Source organism: Paenibacillus sp. FSL H7-0442, from assembly GCF_038593105.1.
GTDB lineage: Bacteria > Bacillota > Bacilli > Paenibacillales > Paenibacillaceae > Paenibacillus > Paenibacillus polymyxa_D.
In genome coordinates, this window is record NZ_CP151963.1 from 3727664 (window position 1) to 3747219 (window position 19556).

Sequence of the window (19556 nt, forward strand, 5' to 3'; positions counted from 1 at the left end):
AAGCACCTATTTTATTTGGGTTTTTCCATTAAAACAGCGAACTAATTAACGTCAACATAGGCCTATAAAACACAAATATACCAATAATTACAGCAAAAACCGCTGCCAGGAGCACGGCTCCGGCGGCGGTGTCTTTAGCCGCTTTGGCCAGCGGATGAATATCAGGTGAGATGAGATCCACCGCTGCTTCAACAGCGGTGTTGAACAGTTCGGCTACAATGACTATAGCGATAGCCACGCAGACGAATAACCAGTCGAGCCGGGAGATGTGCAGAGTTAAGCCTGCTACAATGACAAGGAGCGCCACGGCCACATGTATCCGCATATTTACTTGCGTACGCAGAGCGTACATCACGCCTTCTGCCGCATAGCGAAAAGTCATTCTCCAAGGCTGACGTCTCATTACCTTGTCAACCCCGCTTGAGCCAGTACAGCTTCCTGTTTGCCCATCATTTCAGCTTCACTCACATCATCCTGATGATCATAGCCTAACAGATGAAGAAAGCCGTGAACAAACAAAAAACCGATTTCACGCTCAATCGAATGTCCGTATTCTTCACTCTGAGCTTGCGCTGTTTGTACAGAGATTATAATATCCCCCAAAACATCAGGTACATCATTCAATGAATTTTCATCATTCGGTTCGTAAATAATTTCAAGCTCTTCATCCAGTGTTTCCTTCATAGCAAAAGACAACACATCGGTGGGACGATCAATTCCCCGATAGTCCCTGTTCAACTCATGAATTTGCTCATCATTAACGAAGGTAAGGGCTACCTCACCGTCAGTGACTCCTTCCACTTTGCCTGCCTCCTCTAATAAGGTGTTCAGCAGCGTAATCAAGGATTCGTTAATTACCATATCGTTTTGTTCATTATTCCAAGCTAATTGAAGGCCCATGCCAACCGCTCCTTTTAATTCTAGTGCTCTAACCGTACTTCATGCACAAGTTATATTAAGCTTTTCCGTTTTCAGACTTGGGCCTTTCCTCCGGATACTCAATACGGGAATGGAAAATCCCCATTACTGTTTCCTTGAGGGTTTGAGCCACGATATCAAGCTCCCGCATGGTCAGCTCGCAGTCGTTAAATTGGTGATCATCAAGACGGCTCTTAATAATTTTCTCAATCATGGATTCAACCTGTTCCACTGTCGGCTTCCGTAAGGAACGAACTGCTGCCTCCACGCTATCAGCAATTCCCACCACAGCAGACTCTTTAGACTGAGCCTTCGGTCCCGGATAACGGAAATCATCCTCCGTGAAGTCAGGCTCCACCCCCCGCTCTTCAGCTTCGCGCAACGCCTTGTGATAAAAATAGTGTAAGAATGTCGTTCCGTGGTGCTGCTCGGCAATATCGCGAATGGGCTTGGGCAGCTTGTAATCCAATTGCATTTCCACGCCGTCACGAGCATGGGCGATAATGATGGATTTGCTCAGCTTGGGCTCTATTGTATCATGTGGATTTTCCAACCCATTTTGATTTTCAATGAAGTACGAAGGCCTCTTGGTTTTACCAATATCATGATAATACGAACCAACCCGGCACAACAAGCCGTTTGCCCCTATAGCCTCCGCTGCGGCCTCTGACAGATTACCCACCATTACACTATGATGATACGTTCCCGGTGTCTCCGTAAGCAGCTTGCGGAGCAATGGATGATTGGGATTTGACAGCTCAACAAGCTTCAGTGCCGACAAGATACCAAAGGTAGACTCAAAAAATGGCATTAGCCCAATAACAAGTATTGCTGTTATCAGACCGCCTGCAAAAGCAAAAGCTACCCCATAGAGCGTCGTCGTTTGAGTCCAATTCCCTTGGTCAATCAGTGCCAGAGAAAAAACAGACAGGGCACCGAACAGGCATACCATAATCGCCCCTTTGAACAGTGTTGAACGCTGGCTGGCTCGATGAGTAGAGAAAATCGCTGCCAGACAGACCACAATAGCAAAAAATCCAAAATTAAAGTCGAAAATTTGTCCCTGACGGACATTCAAAATAACACTTGCCAATATACTGAATATAACGGCACATACGAAAGCCAACGACATATCAAGCAACAGCGTTACAAGCATAGCTCCAAGCGCGATAGGCGCCAGATAGCCGAGATAGGAACGTTCATTGTTCTGCAGTATGGAAATTAACATCATTGCTCCAACTGTTATCACAAAGATTAATACTAGCATGAGCAACTGCGCATTATTATACTTGAAGTTTCGTGTTCGTGATTGAAATTGACGAATATACATAAACAGGCCCAATGCCAGCATCATAGACAGCATCAGCAGTCCAAATTGTGGCCAATAATTGATTTTATCCTTGAGCAATTCATTTTCATCAAGCAGTGTATAGATTTCCTGGGTAATAATCTCACCCTTCTTGACGAGTACTTCACCCTGTTTAATGTAAACTGTCGGTGTATCTTCACGAGCCTGTACCTTTGCGTCCTTCGTAGCTGTATCATCATAAAACTTGTTGGCGGTAATCACAAGCCTTGCAAGTTCCTGAACAACCTCCCGTGAAGTACGCTTAGTAAGCGAGCTTGTACTAACCCGCTCAGCTACTTTCGCTCGGGCTGTCTGAGCATCCGTAATTTGATCATTCATCAACCCTGTCACAATCTCACGGGCAACAGGCCGCATTTCAGCAATATCCTCAGATGTAAGGCGCGGAATTTTAATGAATGTCTCCTCTGGAATTCGGTACGTTTGCTCTTTCGTTTTTTCCAGCACTTCATCCAGCAACTTATCTGGGTAGGCATCCGCATTACGGCTGTTATTCACAAAATTTTGTACAAATTCCCGTGCACGTTGCGGAATCTCATCCTTATAAATCGAAATCTTATCTGCTCTGGAGACCTGGTCATCCTGATTGAGCCGTTCAATTCGATCCAAAATACCAGTAATCAGGTTATCGTTGCGAACGGGCACAATGGTATACATGGGCTGCACACGTTCAGCTGATTCCTCTTGAGCCTTCAAAGTCGCCTTACTGTTAGGAAGCTGCATCGGGGCGACAATTTCCTTTTCACTCGGTTGATTTACCCGAATATCATAACGCTCGGGAAGCAGCTTGGACGCAAAGCCTACATAAAAAAGAACCACCAAAAATAAAAACAGAAGATAGCGTGTCGCCACGCTATACTTCCATCCATTCATTCTATGCTGGAACGTTTTCCCTTTAGATAATTCCTTCGAGGTCATCTAAAACAATCCCTCTCCATCATCTTTTTCAAGGCAGCTACACTGCTCATTTTATACTTTTTCTGGTCGTACACGGCATACTCGTGATTGAATGACTATCCTTGATTTTCGGCAACTCGGTCATAAGCAACAATAATTTTTTGAACCAGGGAATGACGGACAACATCCTCTTCTGCAAACTGGACAAAGCCTATTTCCTCAATCCCTTGTAAAATCGCATTTGCTTCAATCAGACCGGATTTTTTGCCACGAGGCAAATCAATTTGCGTGACATCGCCGGTAATGACCATTTTGGAGCCGAAGCCAAGTCGAGTCAAAAACATTTTCATTTGCTCGGGTGTAGTGTTTTGCGCTTCGTCCAGAATAATAAAGGAGTCATCCAGCGTACGTCCCCGCATATAAGCCAAAGGTGCAATTTCTATTAATCCGCGCTCCAGTGCCTTTGCAGTCTGCTCTGGGCCCATCACATCGTATAGGGCATCATACAATGGGCGTAAATACGGATCAACCTTTTCCTGTAAATCCCCTGGTAAAAAACCTAAATTTTCACCTGCTTCCACCGCAGGACGAGTCAGTACAATGCGCTTGACTGAACCTTCCTTCAGGGCAGCTACGGCCAGCACTACAGCCAGATAGGTTTTACCAGTACCCGCCGGGCCAATTCCAAATACAATATCGCGTTTCTTAATCGTGGTTACATAGTGCTTTTGTCCAATCGTTTTGACGCGAATCGGTTTACCCCGGAACGTCGTCGTAATTTCACCCTTGAACAAATCGAGCAGCTGATCAGCGCGCAAATCTTTTGCCAGTTCAATCGCATAATGGACATCCCTTTCGGTCAGTATATACCCATTGCGAATTAACTGGAGTAATACGTCGAACAATTGTTCGAGCACTTCCACCTCGTGAGCATTACCAAAAACATTAACTTCTGCCTCTCGAGATGCTATTTTTGCGGGAATAGCTGCTTCGATTAATTTCAAAAAGGAATCCTGCGGGCCAAATAACGCCTGTCCTTCTCCCGCATTGTTCAATGCAATTTGTATGCTGCGTTGTTGTTCTGCCAAATAGCCTCATTCTCCTTGGTTATGAACTAACGGAAGTTCTTCCGCAATATCCTGCTCCACTTCAAAAAGCACTTTCATATAAACTTTACCATTCTCTCTCTTCTCATGCAAAATTTTTTGGCTCATTATTTTCGTTCCTTTGCCGTATTTAGCTAAAATATCAGCTCGCGCGCCTTCTAAACCTGACATTTTCGCTTCTGCTTCCGTAAGCTTCTGCTCCTGTATCTTTGTCTCTCTCACACTTTCGGTCATCCAACCCACCGGAAGTTTGTAGGAACGCCATGTTAGCGGATCATGTTCAACTGTTGTTTTATGTGTAGAATAAGGTATTTTCCCATATCCCCATAATTGTATCGCACGGTTGCCTAATACCAGATACAAGCGGTCGTGACTGGTACCTGTATACGTGCTGCTGCGTTGCACCATGGGACTGCTAATTTCGTATTCATGCCATACAAGACCCTTAACCTCTCCTTTGGCTACGACCTGCTGTTGGTTCTCCTCATCTCCAAGCGTTCCAGAGATGAGGATGGCTCCTTTTTTGACACGCGTATTTTTATGCACGACAGGACGACCCTGCTCGGCAAAAATTTCAGTAACTACCGCATCTGCCTTACTAATGATATGACGAGGGCTGTAGAGCGGCGCAGGGGTAGGCTGTGAAGCTTCAACAACCTGAATCGTCACCAAAGTACCCTGCTTTTCCACACCGATCCAGGATGCCTCTGGAAGCTTCTGCATGAGCGCACGTGAAAGCTTGTCTTGACTGGATAGACGAAAGCTCCATTGAAATGGATACAGACCCTCCTGTCGAGCGGCTTTGAGAACGGATTCCGTCGATAGTTTATCATTCCCCTTTACTTCAATGTCCCAGATAAGTGAAGACATCAGCAGGAGACCTATCCAGAACAAAGCCAATCCAGCCAGGAAAAACTTACGTTTGGCAAGTCGTGCAGCAGTAAAGGGAAGCCCTTGCCGCTTCAGAACATGCATTTTACAGCCTGTCCTTCTCAAAAGCGGGCGTAGGAGGAAGACGTGCGGCAGTAGAAGGTTCATTTCTGCATGTCTAGTACCCATCGGCCGCACGTTCCACACAGGTAAATGGTGATCGGTGAGTAAATTAATGAAAGCTTCCACACTTTCGCCCTTGATAGCAAGGGTAACCGTACCACGCAGCTTTGCTAAAGCAGGATGTTTCACGAGCCTTCCTCCGTTCCTTCCATTTGGATATCCGTTATATGTCCCTCCACACTTACCTGCTCTGGCAGAATAGACGTAATGACTAGATCATGGCCGGACACCCTCAGCCTGCCTTGCGCAAGTGCAAGTACGAGCTGATCCGGCGTGAAATCCACCACGCCCCGGTGATTCTCCACATAAAGCTGACGGCTGCCGATGAGGGTTAACCGCGGCAGGTCAAATAGAATGTCCTGCGGAAGCTCCAGCGTCTCGCTGGCCCACTTTCGCAGTTTGCGGCTCATCCTGCTCATACGGCGAAATCTCCCTTCCTGTCATCAAAATATTTGTTATCCAACGGCTAGAGTTGTTTTGATGACAGCACGCTGCTATTTTTTCATCTTCTGTTATTGCCATCCGGTACCCATAGATGTTTCAAGGCAGCTACGCTGCTGGCTTTCCATCTTATATTCTTATTATCAGTGAACACCATTACACCAGTGCCACAGATATCTGTACTGTACATTTTATGATCCAGTCGCGGCATTTATGAGGCTAAACTTACAATTCGTAGTAGCTACTATATTGCAGAGGAAAAAGATGTGTCCTTTCAAAATTCCCAACAAAAAAGACAACCTCATTTTCATATTGAGAACAAAGGTTGTCTTTTTTTGAATTTCATTAAATGACACGGTTATTTTTCGCTATCTCGATTTAAAAGAGAGTTTTTTCTAGAGTATAAGAAGTAAACAGCCATACCAATGACAAGCCAAATAATAAAGCGAATAAATGTCTGGCCATTCAAATTAAGAATGAGCACCCCACATGAAACGATAGCCAGGATCGGGATATACGGAACTCCAGGACATCGGAAGGCCCTTGGCAAGTCAGGTTGTGTTTTTCTCATAACGATAACGGCGACCGAAATCAGAATAAATGCTGACAAGGTTCCAATGTTCACCAAACTTGCTAACTCATCCAGCGGAATCAGTCCACCCATTAATGCAGATAAAGTGCCGAAAAACAACGTGTTAATGTAGGGCGTTTTGTATTTGGAATGAACCTTGGATAATACTTTGGGGACTAAGCCGTCACGTGACATAGCAAACATAATACGAGTTTGACCATAGAGCATTACCAGCATGACCGTTGTCATCCCTAAGATGGCTCCTATATCTACAATACCTGCAACCCAGTTCTGGCCCGCAACCTGCAATACCAATGACACGGGGTGAGAGATACCTTCAAATTGCATAAACGGTACTATACCAGTCATAATCGCGCTAACAATGACATACAAAAACGTACAAATAATGAGTGAGAAAATAATGCCTCGCGGTAAATCAGTAGTGGGATTTTTAGTTTCTTCAGCCGCCGATGAAACAGCATCAAAACCAATAAAAGAAAAAAACACAAGAGCTGCGGCTCCAAACACCCCACTGAACCCAAACGGCATAAACGGTGTCCAGTTATCTGGCTTCACATATTTAAAAGCAACGATGATAAATAATAAAATAACAACAATTTTTATGATTACCATGATGTTGTTTATCCGTTTTGATTCTTTTATCCCTAAATAAAGCAAGAACGTGATACCCATCAAAATTAAAAAAGCTGGGAGATTAAAATAAGTAGTTTGGTCTTTCAAAGCCCCCGGTGCAGCAGTGAATTCAAGCGGAATGTGAAGGCCAATTCCGTTCAAAAATGATACAAAGTAACCCGACCAACCTGCGGAAACGGCGCTGGCTGCCAGCATGTATTCCAAAATTAAATCCCATCCAATAATAAAGGCCAATAGCTCCCCCATCGTAGCATATGTAAAAGTGTAAACAGAACCGGATACTGGAACGGTGGATGCAAACTCCGCATAAGCCAATGCTGCGAATAAACACGCGAGTCCCGCAATCACAAAAGAAAGAACCAAGCCTGGACCAGCCGTAACTGCTCCTGTACCTGTCAACACAAAAATTCCCGTTCCGATAATGGCTCCAATTCCAAGCATCGTTAAATCAAACGCACCCAATTCCCTTTTGAGTGCTTTTTCCCCTCGCGTAGCGGCAATCAACTGATCAATGCTCTTCTTTCTAAACAAGCTATTTCCCATCGATCCCATCCTCCTAAAAATTAATTTTTCCATTTTTATGACCTTGTTGTATCACCTCGATATAAATAAAATTTTAGGTAAATTTGGAGTGAATTTCATAAGTATCTATCATTGAGAACATTATATATAAAAAAGAAAAAATGAAAACTGCTTTCGGAAAGCTCCATTCATATTGTTACATTTGATCATTTTTCAGGAATATATTTTCATAAATGAGACGCTAAATTAGACAAAATGCCACCATTTTAGATGACAACAAATGTGAGAAAGCTAGAGCACACAAGGGATTATCACATTCGTTGTCAGGTAATTAGAGCATTTGTCGTTAATTCACTTTTTATTCCGAGCATGGTTATGTATTCCTAAAGCATCACAAAAAAAGATCCGCCACAGCCAAAGCCGTGACGGATCCACTATCATTTTAACGTCTTCCTCCACCCATGTAGCGCTTGGAACGTGGAGGACCTAATATTTCTGCCCAAATCACACCTCTGCGCAGATCAGCCGTATCCACCGTATTACGGTCTTGCGAAGCTATCTCTGGCGCATCTGTAATTTCCCCTGACTCCCTCGCATTGGATATACGATCGAGACGGGCTAAAACCATTTTTCGTTCTTCTTCCATAGCACGGATCCGGTCCTCTAGAGTCGAACCATTATCTAATAAATCCCGGTCCATCCGTTCTTCGGTTTCCGACCGATCGCCCATTTCTTCTATGCGACGAGCTTCCATAACCGTCCGTCGTTCATTAGGAAATTGACGTTGCAACTCTCCAGCAATATCCTGCTGACGTTGCTCTTGCCCATGTTCCATTGTGAAGGGTCTGGATGACGTCGAGGGTCCACGAGAACCATGATCACCACCAAAGGTAGGCATACCTTTTCGCGGCGGTGATTTCCGCCCTGTACCTTGGATGCTTTTCCCCAAAAAGGACACCAAAGCAAAGCCAATCACGATCAGGATATACAAATGTTCAAAGATCCAGCTGATAAAGTTCATTACTCACCACCTAGCTGCCGTAATTCATCGGCTATGTCCCGTTATTAATCCCGGTTTTTGTTGTCATTCCCCGAGTTCTCATTCGGTTTGCCTAAGGAGCCACGCATTTGCGTATCCGCCTCAATATTTTTCAAATTCATATAGTCCATGACACCAAGCTTCCCGCCGCGTAGCGCTTCAGCCATTGCCAGCGGTACTTCGGATTCGGATTCCACCACGCGTGCTCTCATTTCTACAACACGTGCCTTCATTTCCTGCTCCTGCGCTACAGCCATCGCACGCCGCTCTTCCGCTTTTGCCTGCGCAATACGTTTGTCGGCTTCCGCCTGCTCTGTTTGCAGAAAAGCACCGATATTTTTACCTACATCAACGTCCGCAATATCAATGGACAGGATTTCAAATGCTGTCCCGGCATCCAAACCTTTGGACAATACGGTTCTTGAAATTGAATCCGGGTTCTCCAGCACGTCCTTATGCGAGTTACTGGAACCTACGGTCGTAACAATACCTTCACCGACCCGTGCAATAATCGTTTCTTCTCCAGCCCCCCCAACAAGTCGATCAATGTTGGCACGCACCGTAACACGAGCTTTAACCTTCACTTCAATACCATCCTTGGCGACCGCAGCAACAATAGGTGTCTCAATAACACGCGGATTAACGCTCATTTGGACCGCTTGCAGAACATCCCGTCCAGCAAGATCAATCGCTGCCGCACGTTCAAACTCAAGCGGAATGTTAGCACGCTGCGCAGCAATCAACGCATTGATCACTCGGTCTACATTCCCTCCTGCGAGAAAGTGGCTTTCCAGCTGGTTGATGTTCAAGCCCAGACCCGCCTTGGTTGCCTTAATGAGCGGATTGACAATTCGGCTTGGCGTGACGCGCCGTAAGCGCATAGCTACCAGCGTAATGATGCCAATGCGCACACCCGAAGCCAATGCTGAAATCCACAGCATCACCGGGAAGAAACTAAAAAATACGCTCAATACAATAATCACTACAACGGCAATCAGCAAAACGCTGACAATACCCGATTCGAACACTCGCATCATCCTCCATTAATCTAATTCTTTGTTATTTGCTTGTTTAGACGCTAGTGTCTGCCTTGACCACAATTCGCCCGCCTTCTACTTTGGATACTATAATCGGCATATCTGTAGCAATAAACTCGCCGTTCGTTACAACATCGACTCGCTCATCAGCGATCAGCACCGTTCCGGCTGGACGAAGTGGAGTCAGACTGACACCCCTTTGACCTAATAGCATTTCCCGGTTCACAACTGAAGAAAAACCTTGTTCAGCCGTTAAACTTTCTTTAAGTATAAAACGGTTCCATATCCCTCGGTCCTTGAATACAACCGCGATGATCGCTACCACGGCAACCGCAGCTGCAAAGGCAATGCCCAAAGATATAAACGCATGCTGCATGTTGTATGCTGCACGAACAACTCCGGCGACAAGGCTGACGGAACCCAGAATGCCCAAAATACCAAAACTCGGGATGAACATTTCAAGTATAAGCAGAGCCAGACCGATAATAAACAACAACCACGTCTCCGAACCTGCAAAACCAGCGATATAATTGCCGAAAAAATACAAACCAAATCCGAGTATGCCCAAAATTCCCGGTACACCAAAACCGGGTACGATCAACTCAATAACAATACCTGCGATACCGATAAATAAAAGCAACGTCTGTACAATTGGGTTGGTCAATATCTCGGCTGCTTTTTCAGCCCATGTTCGCTCCACATGAATGACATCATCCGTGCTGTAACCCATCCACTGAATAACCTCTTGTTCGGAAGACGCGATGTGATCCGCATAACCCAACTTCAGCGCTTCCTCACTGGTTAAAGAAATGATCTGACCATTTTCCTTGTTAAAGTTCATCTCAGGAATAGATATGGTCGTTTTAGAGTCAACCATACCTCTGGCAATATCCGGATTACGTCCGCCAGCTTCTGCGGCAGATGCCATGCTACTCTTCCACCAGGCTATCGTTTTTGGATCTGTGATAGCCTGCCCCCTGCCGTCTACTAACGCTGCTGCTCCGATAATACTCCCCGGTTTCATAACAATCTTGTTTGCGCTCAACGCAATATAGCTACCCGCTGAGGCCGCTTCGCCCCTTATATAGGCTACGGTCGGAATTGGACTGTCTTTAATCAGTTTGCCCAGCTTCTCCGCTGTATCTACCCGTCCACCGGGAGTGTTAATATCCAGTAAAATCAGACCTGCTTTGGAATCTGCTGCTTCTGCAAATCCACGTTCCATAAATTTGCCCAGGCCATGCTCAATTTCCTGATCGACTGGTATAACAAACACAGCTCCACCTTTAGTTTGGGCCGCCGCTGATTCGGAATGAACTAAGGGCAACAGCAAAACGGATACCATAATCCACAACGTTAAAAGGATCCATTTGCGACTGGAGTGGTGATGTTCTCTATGCATTTCTCTCCCCCTTTCGATCTCTCTATGTTACAGCATACCAAACTTTGTTAGACAAACTATACAGTTTTCAGGATTTAATGTGAAATTATTGGGTATATTGCTAATCCTGACGGCTGCCAAATACTTTACGCACCCAATGAACATCACGTTTCACATAATTAACAATAGCGCTTACATATAAGAATCTTCTCATCATTACATTCTATGGTAGGCAACACATATATAGAAATAACACCCTCTGTAAACAGAGGGTGTTGTGTTTTCCTGTTTGTCGCAGGTTTATTGCAGAAATTGCTGAACCGCTTGGTTCACGAGCTTACCGTCAGCGCGGCCTTTTACCTTAGGCATCAAGGCCGTCATTACTTTCCCCATCTCGGCTTTCGAAGAAGCACCGGTTTCCTGGATGGTCTGCTGTACAATAACTTTAATTTCTTCCTCAGAAAGTTGTTCGGGAAGGTACTGAGCGATGATCTCTATTTCTGCTTTAGTGCTTGTCGCAAGTTCATCACGACCGGCTTTTTCAAATTCATGGAGGGCATCTTTTCGCTGTTTGATCTCACGACTCAGAATATCAAGCACTTCGTTGTCGTCCAAATCCCGTTTCAAATCTATTTCAAGATTTTTAATCGTAGAACGAACCATTCGAATGGTGGAGAGTTTGAACTTGTCCTTACTCTTCATTGCTTGCTTCATATCTTCGTTCAATCGTTCGCTCAAATTCATGATTGCTTAGATCCTCCTAGAACTTTCTCTTACGAGCAGCCTCGGACTTTTTCTTGCGCTTTACGCTTGGCTTTTCATAATGCTTGCGTTTCTTCACCTCAGCCAATACGCCATCCTTAGCAATGGAACGTTTAAAGCGACGAAGTGCAGCATCAATTGTCTCGTTTTTGCGAACTTTAGTTTCAGACACCAGTTTTCCCTCCCTCCGACCAGACCGTCCAAGAGCAATAACACGGTTCATCAAATTTTATTATAGGTGAAACGGAAACCAGGTGTCAACCTATAAGAAAAAATGAATACATAAAGGGCCACTTTTCTCCATTCACATCCGTATTACTGAAAAGACAAGCTCTGTCATTTTTTAAGAATGTGAGTCCGAAATACCTGTCAGGGCACCCAATTTGGCGCCGCCCAGTAAGTGATAATGCAGATGCCCCACCGCTTGTCCACTATCCGGGCCACAGTTGTTAATCAACCGATAGCCAGACTCAGCGATTCCTAACTTTTTCGCAACCTCAACCGCAACACGATGAATCTCCGCGATAATAGGAAGATCCTCCTCCGTCACAGCGTTCATCGAAGGAATATATTTTTTGGGAATAATGAGCACGTGTACTGGCGCCGCAGGCTGGATGTCATGAAATGCGAGCACATTGTCGGTTTCCAACACCTTTTTGCTGGGGATGGTTCCATCCACAATTTTCAAAAACAGATCGTCCATTCAAAACCCTCCTTTGGCAGTGAGCCGATCATAAGTAAATAGGCATAAACAGCCCTTGCTCTCGGCATTCAAAGTTATGTATTTCCCACACTGAATAGAAACATATACAGCCATGTTTGGTTATACTTATGTTTCTATATGTATCATAACGGAAAAAGGGTCTTAATACCAGTTTCCCTTACTAACTTCCTCTATAATAGCTTTCACCCCTGCATCAATTTGATCCAACTGCGCGCGCGAAATACTTATGCGCAAAAACTTCTCTTGTTCCCTATAGCCTGATAAATAAAAACCTTTGCCAGCTACAACCTGGATGTTCCTCGCAGAAAGACACTGTACCAAGCGTTCCAAATTCACTGTCCGAGGCAGTTTAAACTGCATATAAACTCCTGAGGTTACAGCTGAAGTCTGAACGTATCCGGCCTGATTGTATCGTTCCACGGCCTTGTTCAGAGTACGAATGCGCTCCGAATACAGTTTACATATCGTGTGCTTGTGGCGTTCATACATTCCATTTTTAATATAAATATCAAGCGCCGCCTGAGACAACATAGATGTGTCGACATATCTTTTATAAGCGTTAAACGTCTTTAATAGGACTTCTGGCAATACCGCAACTCCTAATCGCAAGCCTGGGAAAATGATTTTCGAGAAGCTTTTCAAATAAATAACATGGTCCGAATGGTCGTATGCATAAATGGGATCAAAAAGATGATCGGCCCCCAAATCTGCCATATAGTCATCTTCTACGATGTACACATCATATTTGGCGGCTAAGGCAGCTATCGCTTTTCGCTCCTCTGTGTTATATGAGATCCCTAATGGATTATGATATCTTGACATGGTATAAAAAAACTTGATGCTCTCGTTCTTAAATTGATTCTCCAATTCGTGAAAATCCATACCTTTCGCTGTCCGGACGATGGTACTGACGGGTATGTTCTCTTCCTCCAGAAAGCGCAAATAAATATCGTAACTTGGCTGCTCGACCAAAACCTTTTCTTTGCCATTGGGAAACGGCATTTTAGCGAGTATCTCCAATGCCTGCTGAACACCCGAAGTAACGATAATCCGATCCATTTTTGCAAACACCTGAGTATTAGCCAAATGGGAAACCAACGTATGACGCAGTGTTTCCAGTCCTTGCGAATCGCCATAAGTGAACAGATGATATTTGTAGGTATCAATAGCCTGATTCAAACAATGTTGGAAATCCAGATAAGGGAATACATTTAAATCCGGGGAGGCCGAAGCAAAATCAACGGAGTCTTGCATATGACTATGGTGTAAATCGCCCGAATTTTCCACTACATAGTATCCACTTTGCGGTATGGAATAGATGGCGTGTTTCTTTTCAAGTTCAGAATATGCCCGCAGAATCGTGCTTTTGCTGCATCTATATAATTCTGAAGCCTCACGGACCGACGGTAGCTTGTAACCTGATTTATATTGTCCCTCGCGAATTTTAAGCTCTATATCCAATAAAATTGATACATATTTTTTCACAATATCCACCCACCTGCTCTTTACATACTCATTACATGCTCATTTCATTACATGCTTATTCCGTCTTATGTTTCTTTACACGCTAGATGTTACCATGCTTTATGGATAAACAGGATACCTCATTTCATTGAACTGTACTGATACAGTTTCAATTATTGGATCATATTGGGGATAGAATATGTGAAAAAGAGACTGTTTCTTCATGATGGAAGAAACAGCCTTGCATGGTGATGATGTATGGATGCGCCTTAAAGTCCCTTGTACTGTACAAGAGCTGTAGGCGGGAGAGAGCAGAGAATTCACTATATCTGGCGACTAAGAAATTAGGATTAGTAATAAGGCAGCAAGCTGATCGCTGTCAAGGCTGCAAGTGGCAGAATCAAACGATTAAAGCGACGGCGTCCGTAGGGGAACCCATATGCATAAGCAGGTACTGGATACGGGTACGGGTACGGATACGGAGGATAAGATGCATAGCCACCATAAGCACGGGAACCGCAGCCACAATTGTTAGGCGGATACGGGAGATTAACATTGACATTCTCCATCTCGTCTCCACCCATAGGAACGGCTAAGTATATCTTTTCATCATCCACATGCTCTACAATGCCATCATACATTGTCCCGTCCTTCACCCATACGCATACATAACGATGCATATGCTTTTGACATAGTGTTTTAGCATCCGTCTGTTCCGGTGCTGTAACTTTTTCGGTTGTCATGCTTTTTTCCATGGTTGTTTCCTCCTAGGCTCTTGCATGTATACCGTATGTTATTCAAAAACGGGCCATTTGCTACATCAAATTGGGCGAATTCCGGCTTGCAAAAAAAAGAAGCACCCCGGGAGCTCTTGGCAGAGCCCCTCTGAACGGACGTATGATGGGAAGATTTCTTCCGCAGCATACGTCCGCCGGGGTGCTGTATGATTAACTTGTCGGCTTGGCTGTATTATAACAATAGTTTGAAACTGTATCTGTGACCTGTATCACATTACTTCAAAAAGTTTCCATAACCACACGTGATCCGCCTCCAGCCTGCTCTGCTGGAAGAACAACCAACTTGCGCGGAAGACGGGCCCGTAGTTCAGGCACATGACTAATCACACCAACAGACAATTGATCGTGGTGCAGCTTTTCCAGTGAGGTGATCACCGTGTCAAGCAGCTCAGGGTCCAACGTTCCAAAGCCTTCATCCAGAAAGAAAAATTGCAGAGGGTACTGGCCCCGCAATTGAATTTGAGCCGACAGCGCAAGCGCAAGCGACAAGGAGGTCAGGAACGTTTCGCCACCGGACAAGGTCGATACCGGACGTTTGACCCCACCGTTGGCATCGTCACTAATGACAAAACCACCGCTGGAATCTACCTCTAGCGCGTATCGCTGCTTGGTCAGAAAACGCAGGCGGCGTGAAGCCGATTGACTGACCTGCATGAGCTGCTCCTCAGCAATATATTCAACAAAGGCATTGCCGCGAAAAACAGTCTGGAGCTTGGACATTTTTTCCGCTTCACTACGCAAATGTACACGATTGGACTCCAGCTCCATCCAGCGGACGTGCCGACGCTGCAAGTCCTCTAAATCACGCTCAGCCTTGGCGCGATTTTGAAGCGCCTCTTCATCGCGTGCACGGCAATCACGTAGCTGTGCAGTGGCCGCTTCCCACTGTTCCTCTGTTACCGTTGCTCCATTCAGCTGCTCTTCGACATGCTTTAAGCGGGAAGACATCTCCTTTTCCCGTTCTCGATGTAAACTCACTTCACGCTCATAGCGTGCGGCTTCTTCCGGTCCCAGGCAGCATTCCATAACCTCTGCTTCCGTAGCAAAAGAGGAGGCTTCCAGACGACTGCCCCAACGGGACTCTGCCATCTGACGTCTTTCTTCTGCCGAGTCGGAGGCCTGCCGGGCAATCAGTGAAGCATGAACGGCTTGCTGCTTGCGTTCTTCCGCTTCAGTACGTTGTCGTGCCGCGACTTCGGCTCCGTTTTTCAGCCCCAACAGTCGCGAGGTCGCTTCTTCCAGCAATGAAGCCGCTTGGCCATCTCCAACCCACTTTCGGAGCTGGGCCAGCTTTTCGCGAAGCGAATCATCTTTGCTTTGGAGCCCTGTACGACGGGCAATAATGATTTTGTCTTCCTCGATGATACTCTGCTGTATCTGTTGAACACGCGCCGCCTTTTCTTCGAGGAAGGTCACACTCGTCTCCAGCCGGGACCGCAGCTCTTCCGCGCGCCCATCGCGCTCCTGCATGGCGCGGTAACGCTCCGCGGCTTCGTCCGGAGCGACATCCGTTAGCTGCGCCGCCCATTCGGCGCGCAGCCCCTCGCTGCGCGTGGTGCATGCCTCGCGCTTGCTCTGTGCCTGCGTCAGCGCTACAGCTGCTGCCTCCTGCTCGGCGGCGGCACGGATACGCCGCTGCTGTCCAGCGGCGTCTGCTTCGCGCAGCGCCAGTGCCCCGGCAGGCAGCGCATGCGCACGTGCGGCTAGCTCGGCTGCAGCACGTTCCAGCGCCGCGCAGCGCTCCGCCCATGCTGCGGCACCACGCGGCTCTGCTGGCGCTGCCGCAGGCGTGAAAGGCTCGCCCGTGGCGGCAGCGCCACTGTTTGCGGTGGCGGGCTGCGCCAGCAAGCTGCGTTGCTCGTGCAACTGCTGGCGCAGTGTGAGGCGCAGCTCCTGCAAACCAAGCCGCAGGCGGTGCATCTCATCTGGCGCAGCGGCATCCGCGCTATGCGCCGCGACGACGGCAGGCGCGGGGTGATGCAGCGAGCCGCACACTGCGCACGGCTCGCCTTCGCGCAACTCGGCAGCGAGATGCTGAGCGAGACGCCCCAGCTCCTCGGCACGGAGCTCGTGACGCAGCTGTTCTTCCTCGGCAGCCAGTGACGACATATCGGCGGTGATTTCTGCCTCCAACGTCAGCAATGCCTCAATGCCATCAGCTGCCTGTGCAGCAAGGGCAGAACGCCGTGCCTCCGTCTCCTGTGTCTCCTGGTCCGTCAGCTTTAGACGTTCGTCAGCTTGCGCAAGCCGTTTCTCCTGAGTCACGTACTCCAGTTCAGCTTCACGCAATTGCTCATTCGCGATTTCCAGCTGTTGCAACCGTTGCACAGCCTCTTGCAGCATACGCCGCTCATCTGCTCGCACTTCATTTTGCTTTAGCTCTTGTTGAAGCTCTTGCTGTCGCTTCAAGCCTCGCGTCTGTAGCTCTTGTTCCTTTGCGAGTCCTTCTGCATGTTCAGCAAGGATTTGTTCGCTATGCCCAAGCTCGGCCGCCAGACGGTCCCGTTCGGTCCGCAACGCTTCCGTATCACGCTCCAGTTGAAGCGCCTGTTCTAGTTGGTCGATCCGAAGCAATAGCTTTGGTTCTTCGGCACTGAGTGCTTGCCGGGCCTGCTCATCTGCTTGCGCAGAGACAAGCGCAGCCTCCTGCGCGGTAGCGGCCAGGACTGCCACTTCTTCGGCAGTCTTATGCCGTTTTTCCGCTTCAGCAATGGCTTCCTTCCAATCCGTCAGCGCAGGCAGCAATGCCTCGGCTGAAGTTGCTTGTCGAAGCTTGTGCTCCAGCAAAGCAATGCCCGGCTCCTGTGCTGCCAACTGCTTCAGCTCTTTCGATCTTTGGCTGAGCTCGATGACTAGCTCACGTGTTTTGTTTAGCGCCTCCGATTCACGTGAGACACGCTCTAGCTCGCGACGCGAAGCTTCTGCATTGGCAATCGCCTCTTTGAGACGCAACTCTACATGTTCAAGTGCTTCAGCACTCGCATCCCCCAGCCCTTGCTGCTCCGCCTCTAATGCTTTCAGTGCGATATCGTTATCTTTCACACGACGGCTTAGCTTCTGTGCAAGTTGATCTCCGTACTTCTCCAGATGGAACAAACGCTGTAGCATCTGTCTGCGTTCACTGCCCTTTAAGGACAAGAATTCCGCAAACTTTCCCTGCGGCAATACGACAGCTCGTGTAAAATCGTCCATTTTCAGGCCGATATACTCCTCCACACAGCGCGTCACATCCTGCACCTTATCGGCAAGCACTTCCTCGCCATCCTCTGTTAACGCAATAAAACGGCTAAGCGTATTATTAACCGATACGCCTCCAGCACGTTTGAAACGTCGTTCTACACGGTAACGACGAGGTCCTTGAGCTGACATTAATTCAAACGTAAATGCAACAGACAACGTATCCTCGGCATGATTCATAATGCCTTGTGTACCATTCACTGCCCGCTCCACTTTACCGTACATAGCCAACGTAATAGCATCCAGCAGCGTTGATTTACCACTACCCGTTGGGCCGAATATTCCGAACAATCCAGTTTCGGTCAAATCGTCAAAGCGAATTTCCTGCGACTCCCGGTAGCTTTGCAACCCCGCCAGTTTTAGAAGGATTGGTTTCATGCGTCCTCCTCCTCAGCGTGATCTCTTGCATCATCCTGTTCCACCAGCTCCAGAAACAACTGCACTAATCCGTCATCTGGCTGTGCTCCGCCTGTCTGCCGCTGATAGAATGCCCGGAACAGCTCATGCACTGGCAGTTCTGATCGTTGGTGCTCCAGCTGTGCGGCAGCCATTTCTGGATACATGGGGCGAATATGAATGATACCTTCACGGCTTTTGCGCAGCCGCTGAATATCTCCCATTGACATTGCTTCATCCAGCGTAATTTCCAGATCAATAAAGGCATCGGCATCTAGTCCTTCGTCCAGCCAGCGATATACTTCCTCCAGACCTCCCCGTGCGCGCCACCTCACTAATGGGCGTCCACTGGTAATATACAGTTCCTCGACCTGAGCAGGCTTGCCAGCAACCACGTCAATTAACGTAACCGATTTGGCTTGTCCGGCTTCGGAAAAGCTATAAGCCAGCGGCGAGCCACTGTAACGCATCAGCCCGTCTCCTTTCACATATTGGGGACGATGCAAATGTCCTAGAGCCGTATACTGTGCCCCAATGCTCAAAGCAGACGGATCTACGGTATACGCCCCCCCGACCTGAATCGGGCGTTCCGAGTCCGACTCCAGCCCGCCGAGCACATAAATATGGCTCATTGACAAATTGACGGTGTCAGGCCGAAATGCTGTACCCAGCTGTGACATCAGCAAGCCCACACGGCGACTGTATGCCTCGCGCAAGACTGTTTCATCTCCGTCTTCAGACAATAGCTCGTTCAGACGAGACTCGGAGGGATATGGCAAGGCTGCAATGCATGCCATTTCACCCGTTCGCGGTGTACGAACGCGTACCGCTTCCCCATGGGGCAGTCCCAGCAATGTAATTCCGCGCCCGCTCACCAGTGGTGTGACCGAGGATACCCTTTCCGGCTGATCATGATTGCCCGCAATGACGACTAGTGGTCTTCCTCCAGCCGTAAGACGGGCAGACGTTTCATAAAACAATTGCTCGGCTGCGGCTGAAGGATTGACTGAGTCGTATACGTCTCCAGCCATCATAATCAAATCGGCCTGCTGATCGTCAGCCATTTTCGCTAGTTCTTCCAAAAACGCCTCCTGCTCCTTCAAACGGCTGCGTCCTTCCAACGTGCGACCCAAATGCCAATCACCTGTATGCAAAATCCGCATGTTATTCCTCCTCTCCCTAGCTATATAA

Annotated in this window: 17 protein-coding genes; all 17 read right to left on the bottom strand. The window is 47.3% G+C overall.

Annotated features, from left to right (window positions below; genetic code table 11):
• Positions 1–28 precede the first annotated feature (28 nt).
• The 17 genes from MHH57_RS16435 to MHH57_RS16515 all read right to left on the bottom strand — a co-directional run bounded on the left by MHH57_RS16435 (position 29) and on the right by MHH57_RS16515 (position 19528).
• Positions 29–403, bottom strand: a complete 375-nt coding sequence (locus MHH57_RS16435) for a diacylglycerol kinase family protein (RefSeq protein ID WP_025722122.1) — start codon at positions 401–403, stop codon at positions 29–31.
• Positions 403–900 (bottom strand): rRNA maturation RNase YbeY, encoded by a 498-nt coding sequence (ybeY, locus tag MHH57_RS16440; protein WP_029517792.1) that lies wholly within the window; start codon positions 898–900, stop codon positions 403–405. Before ybeY ends, MHH57_RS16435 begins: the two co-directional genes overlap by 1 nt.
• Before the next feature lie 55 nt (positions 901–955).
• On the bottom strand, positions 956–3202 hold the full coding sequence (locus MHH57_RS16445) for an HDIG domain-containing metalloprotein (RefSeq protein WP_069010263.1): 2247 nt from the start codon (positions 3200–3202) through the stop codon (positions 956–958).
• 95 nt (positions 3203–3297) lie between these two features.
• Entirely contained in the window at positions 3298–4269 is a 972-nt protein-coding gene (locus MHH57_RS16450) for a PhoH family protein (RefSeq protein ID WP_029517794.1), read from the bottom strand.
• A gap of 6 nt (positions 4270–4275) precedes the next feature.
• Positions 4276–5469: a sporulation protein YqfD gene (yqfD, locus tag MHH57_RS16455; protein WP_069010262.1), complete on the bottom strand. Its 1194-nt coding sequence runs from the start codon at positions 5467–5469 to the stop codon at positions 4276–4278.
• Positions 5466–5759, bottom strand: a complete 294-nt coding sequence (yqfC, locus tag MHH57_RS16460; RefSeq protein ID WP_029517796.1) for a sporulation protein YqfC — start codon at positions 5757–5759, stop codon at positions 5466–5468. Before yqfC ends, yqfD begins: the two co-directional genes overlap by 4 nt.
• Before the next feature lie 380 nt (positions 5760–6139).
• Positions 6140–7549 (bottom strand): amino acid permease, encoded by a 1410-nt coding sequence (locus MHH57_RS16465; RefSeq protein WP_029517797.1) that lies wholly within the window; start codon positions 7547–7549, stop codon positions 6140–6142.
• A 421-nt stretch (positions 7550–7970) separates the two neighbouring features.
• The gene (locus MHH57_RS16470) at positions 7971–8549 is read right to left on the bottom strand and encodes a hypothetical protein (RefSeq protein WP_069010261.1); all 579 of its coding nucleotides are present in this window, start codon (positions 8547–8549) and stop codon (positions 7971–7973) included.
• Positions 8550–8593: 44 nt separating this feature from the next.
• Complete coding sequence (gene floA / locus MHH57_RS16475) at positions 8594–9595, bottom strand: flotillin-like protein FloA (protein ID WP_029517799.1); 1002 nt, start codon at positions 9593–9595, stop codon at positions 8594–8596.
• A gap of 43 nt (positions 9596–9638) precedes the next feature.
• Positions 9639–11006 carry an NfeD family protein gene (locus MHH57_RS16480; protein ID WP_069010260.1) on the bottom strand — a complete coding sequence of 456 codons (1368 nt, stop codon included), beginning with the start codon at positions 11004–11006 and terminating at the stop codon, positions 9639–9641.
• A gap of 279 nt (positions 11007–11285) precedes the next feature.
• Entirely contained in the window at positions 11286–11729 is a 444-nt protein-coding gene (locus MHH57_RS16485) for a GatB/YqeY domain-containing protein (protein ID WP_013311146.1), read from the bottom strand.
• 16 nt (positions 11730–11745) lie between these two features.
• On the bottom strand, positions 11746–11919 hold the full coding sequence (rpsU, locus tag MHH57_RS16490; protein WP_005547957.1) for a 30S ribosomal protein S21: 174 nt from the start codon (positions 11917–11919) through the stop codon (positions 11746–11748).
• Between the two features lie 171 nt (positions 11920–12090).
• Positions 12091–12450: a histidine triad nucleotide-binding protein gene (locus MHH57_RS16495; protein ID WP_342434306.1), complete on the bottom strand. Its 360-nt coding sequence runs from the start codon at positions 12448–12450 to the stop codon at positions 12091–12093.
• A gap of 162 nt (positions 12451–12612) precedes the next feature.
• Complete coding sequence (locus MHH57_RS16500) at positions 12613–13956, bottom strand: PLP-dependent aminotransferase family protein (protein WP_342434307.1); 1344 nt, start codon at positions 13954–13956, stop codon at positions 12613–12615.
• A 329-nt stretch (positions 13957–14285) separates the two neighbouring features.
• Entirely contained in the window at positions 14286–14690 is a 405-nt protein-coding gene (locus MHH57_RS16505) for a hypothetical protein (protein ID WP_029517802.1), read from the bottom strand.
• 261 nt (positions 14691–14951) lie between these two features.
• A complete protein-coding gene (locus tag MHH57_RS16510; protein WP_342434308.1) occupies positions 14952–18347 on the bottom strand; it encodes an SMC family ATPase in 3396 nt (1131 codons plus the stop codon).
• Positions 18344–19528 (bottom strand): exonuclease SbcCD subunit D, encoded by a 1185-nt coding sequence (locus MHH57_RS16515; protein ID WP_069010257.1) that lies wholly within the window; start codon positions 19526–19528, stop codon positions 18344–18346. The genes MHH57_RS16510 and MHH57_RS16515 overlap by 4 nt, the downstream gene beginning before the upstream one ends.
• Positions 19529–19556: the final 28 nt, after the last annotated feature.

Excerpts from the sequence above, each read along its gene's own strand:
- MHH57_RS16495 (WP_342434306.1), bottom strand. The coding sequence starts at position 12,450 with ATGGACGATCTGTTTTTGAAAATTGTGGATGGAACCATCCCCAGCAAA.
- yqfC (WP_029517796.1), bottom strand. The coding sequence starts at position 5,759 with ATGAGCAGGATGAGCCGCAAACTGCGAAAGTGGGCCAGCGAGACGCTG.
- MHH57_RS16480 (WP_069010260.1), bottom strand. The coding sequence starts at position 11,006 with ATGCATAGAGAACATCACCACTCCAGTCGCAAATGGATCCTTTTAACG.
- MHH57_RS16470 (WP_069010261.1), bottom strand. The coding sequence starts at position 8,549 with ATGAACTTTATCAGCTGGATCTTTGAACATTTGTATATCCTGATCGTG.
- MHH57_RS16515 (WP_069010257.1), bottom strand. The coding sequence starts at position 19,528 with ATGCGGATTTTGCATACAGGTGATTGGCATTTGGGTCGCACGTTGGAA.
- MHH57_RS16445 (WP_069010263.1), bottom strand. The coding sequence starts at position 3,202 with ATGACCTCGAAGGAATTATCTAAAGGGAAAACGTTCCAGCATAGAATG.
- ybeY (WP_029517792.1), bottom strand. The coding sequence starts at position 900 with ATGGGCCTTCAATTAGCTTGGAATAATGAACAAAACGATATGGTAATT.
- MHH57_RS16485 (WP_013311146.1), bottom strand. The coding sequence starts at position 11,729 with ATGAATTTGAGCGAACGATTGAACGAAGATATGAAGCAAGCAATGAAG.
- MHH57_RS16435 (WP_025722122.1), bottom strand. The coding sequence starts at position 403 with ATGAGACGTCAGCCTTGGAGAATGACTTTTCGCTATGCGGCAGAAGGC.
- MHH57_RS16510 (WP_342434308.1), bottom strand. The coding sequence starts at position 18,347 with ATGAAACCAATCCTTCTAAAACTGGCGGGGTTGCAAAGCTACCGGGAG.
- MHH57_RS16505 (WP_029517802.1), bottom strand. The coding sequence starts at position 14,690 with ATGGAAAAAAGCATGACAACCGAAAAAGTTACAGCACCGGAACAGACG.
- MHH57_RS16465 (WP_029517797.1), bottom strand. The coding sequence starts at position 7,549 with ATGGGAAATAGCTTGTTTAGAAAGAAGAGCATTGATCAGTTGATTGCC.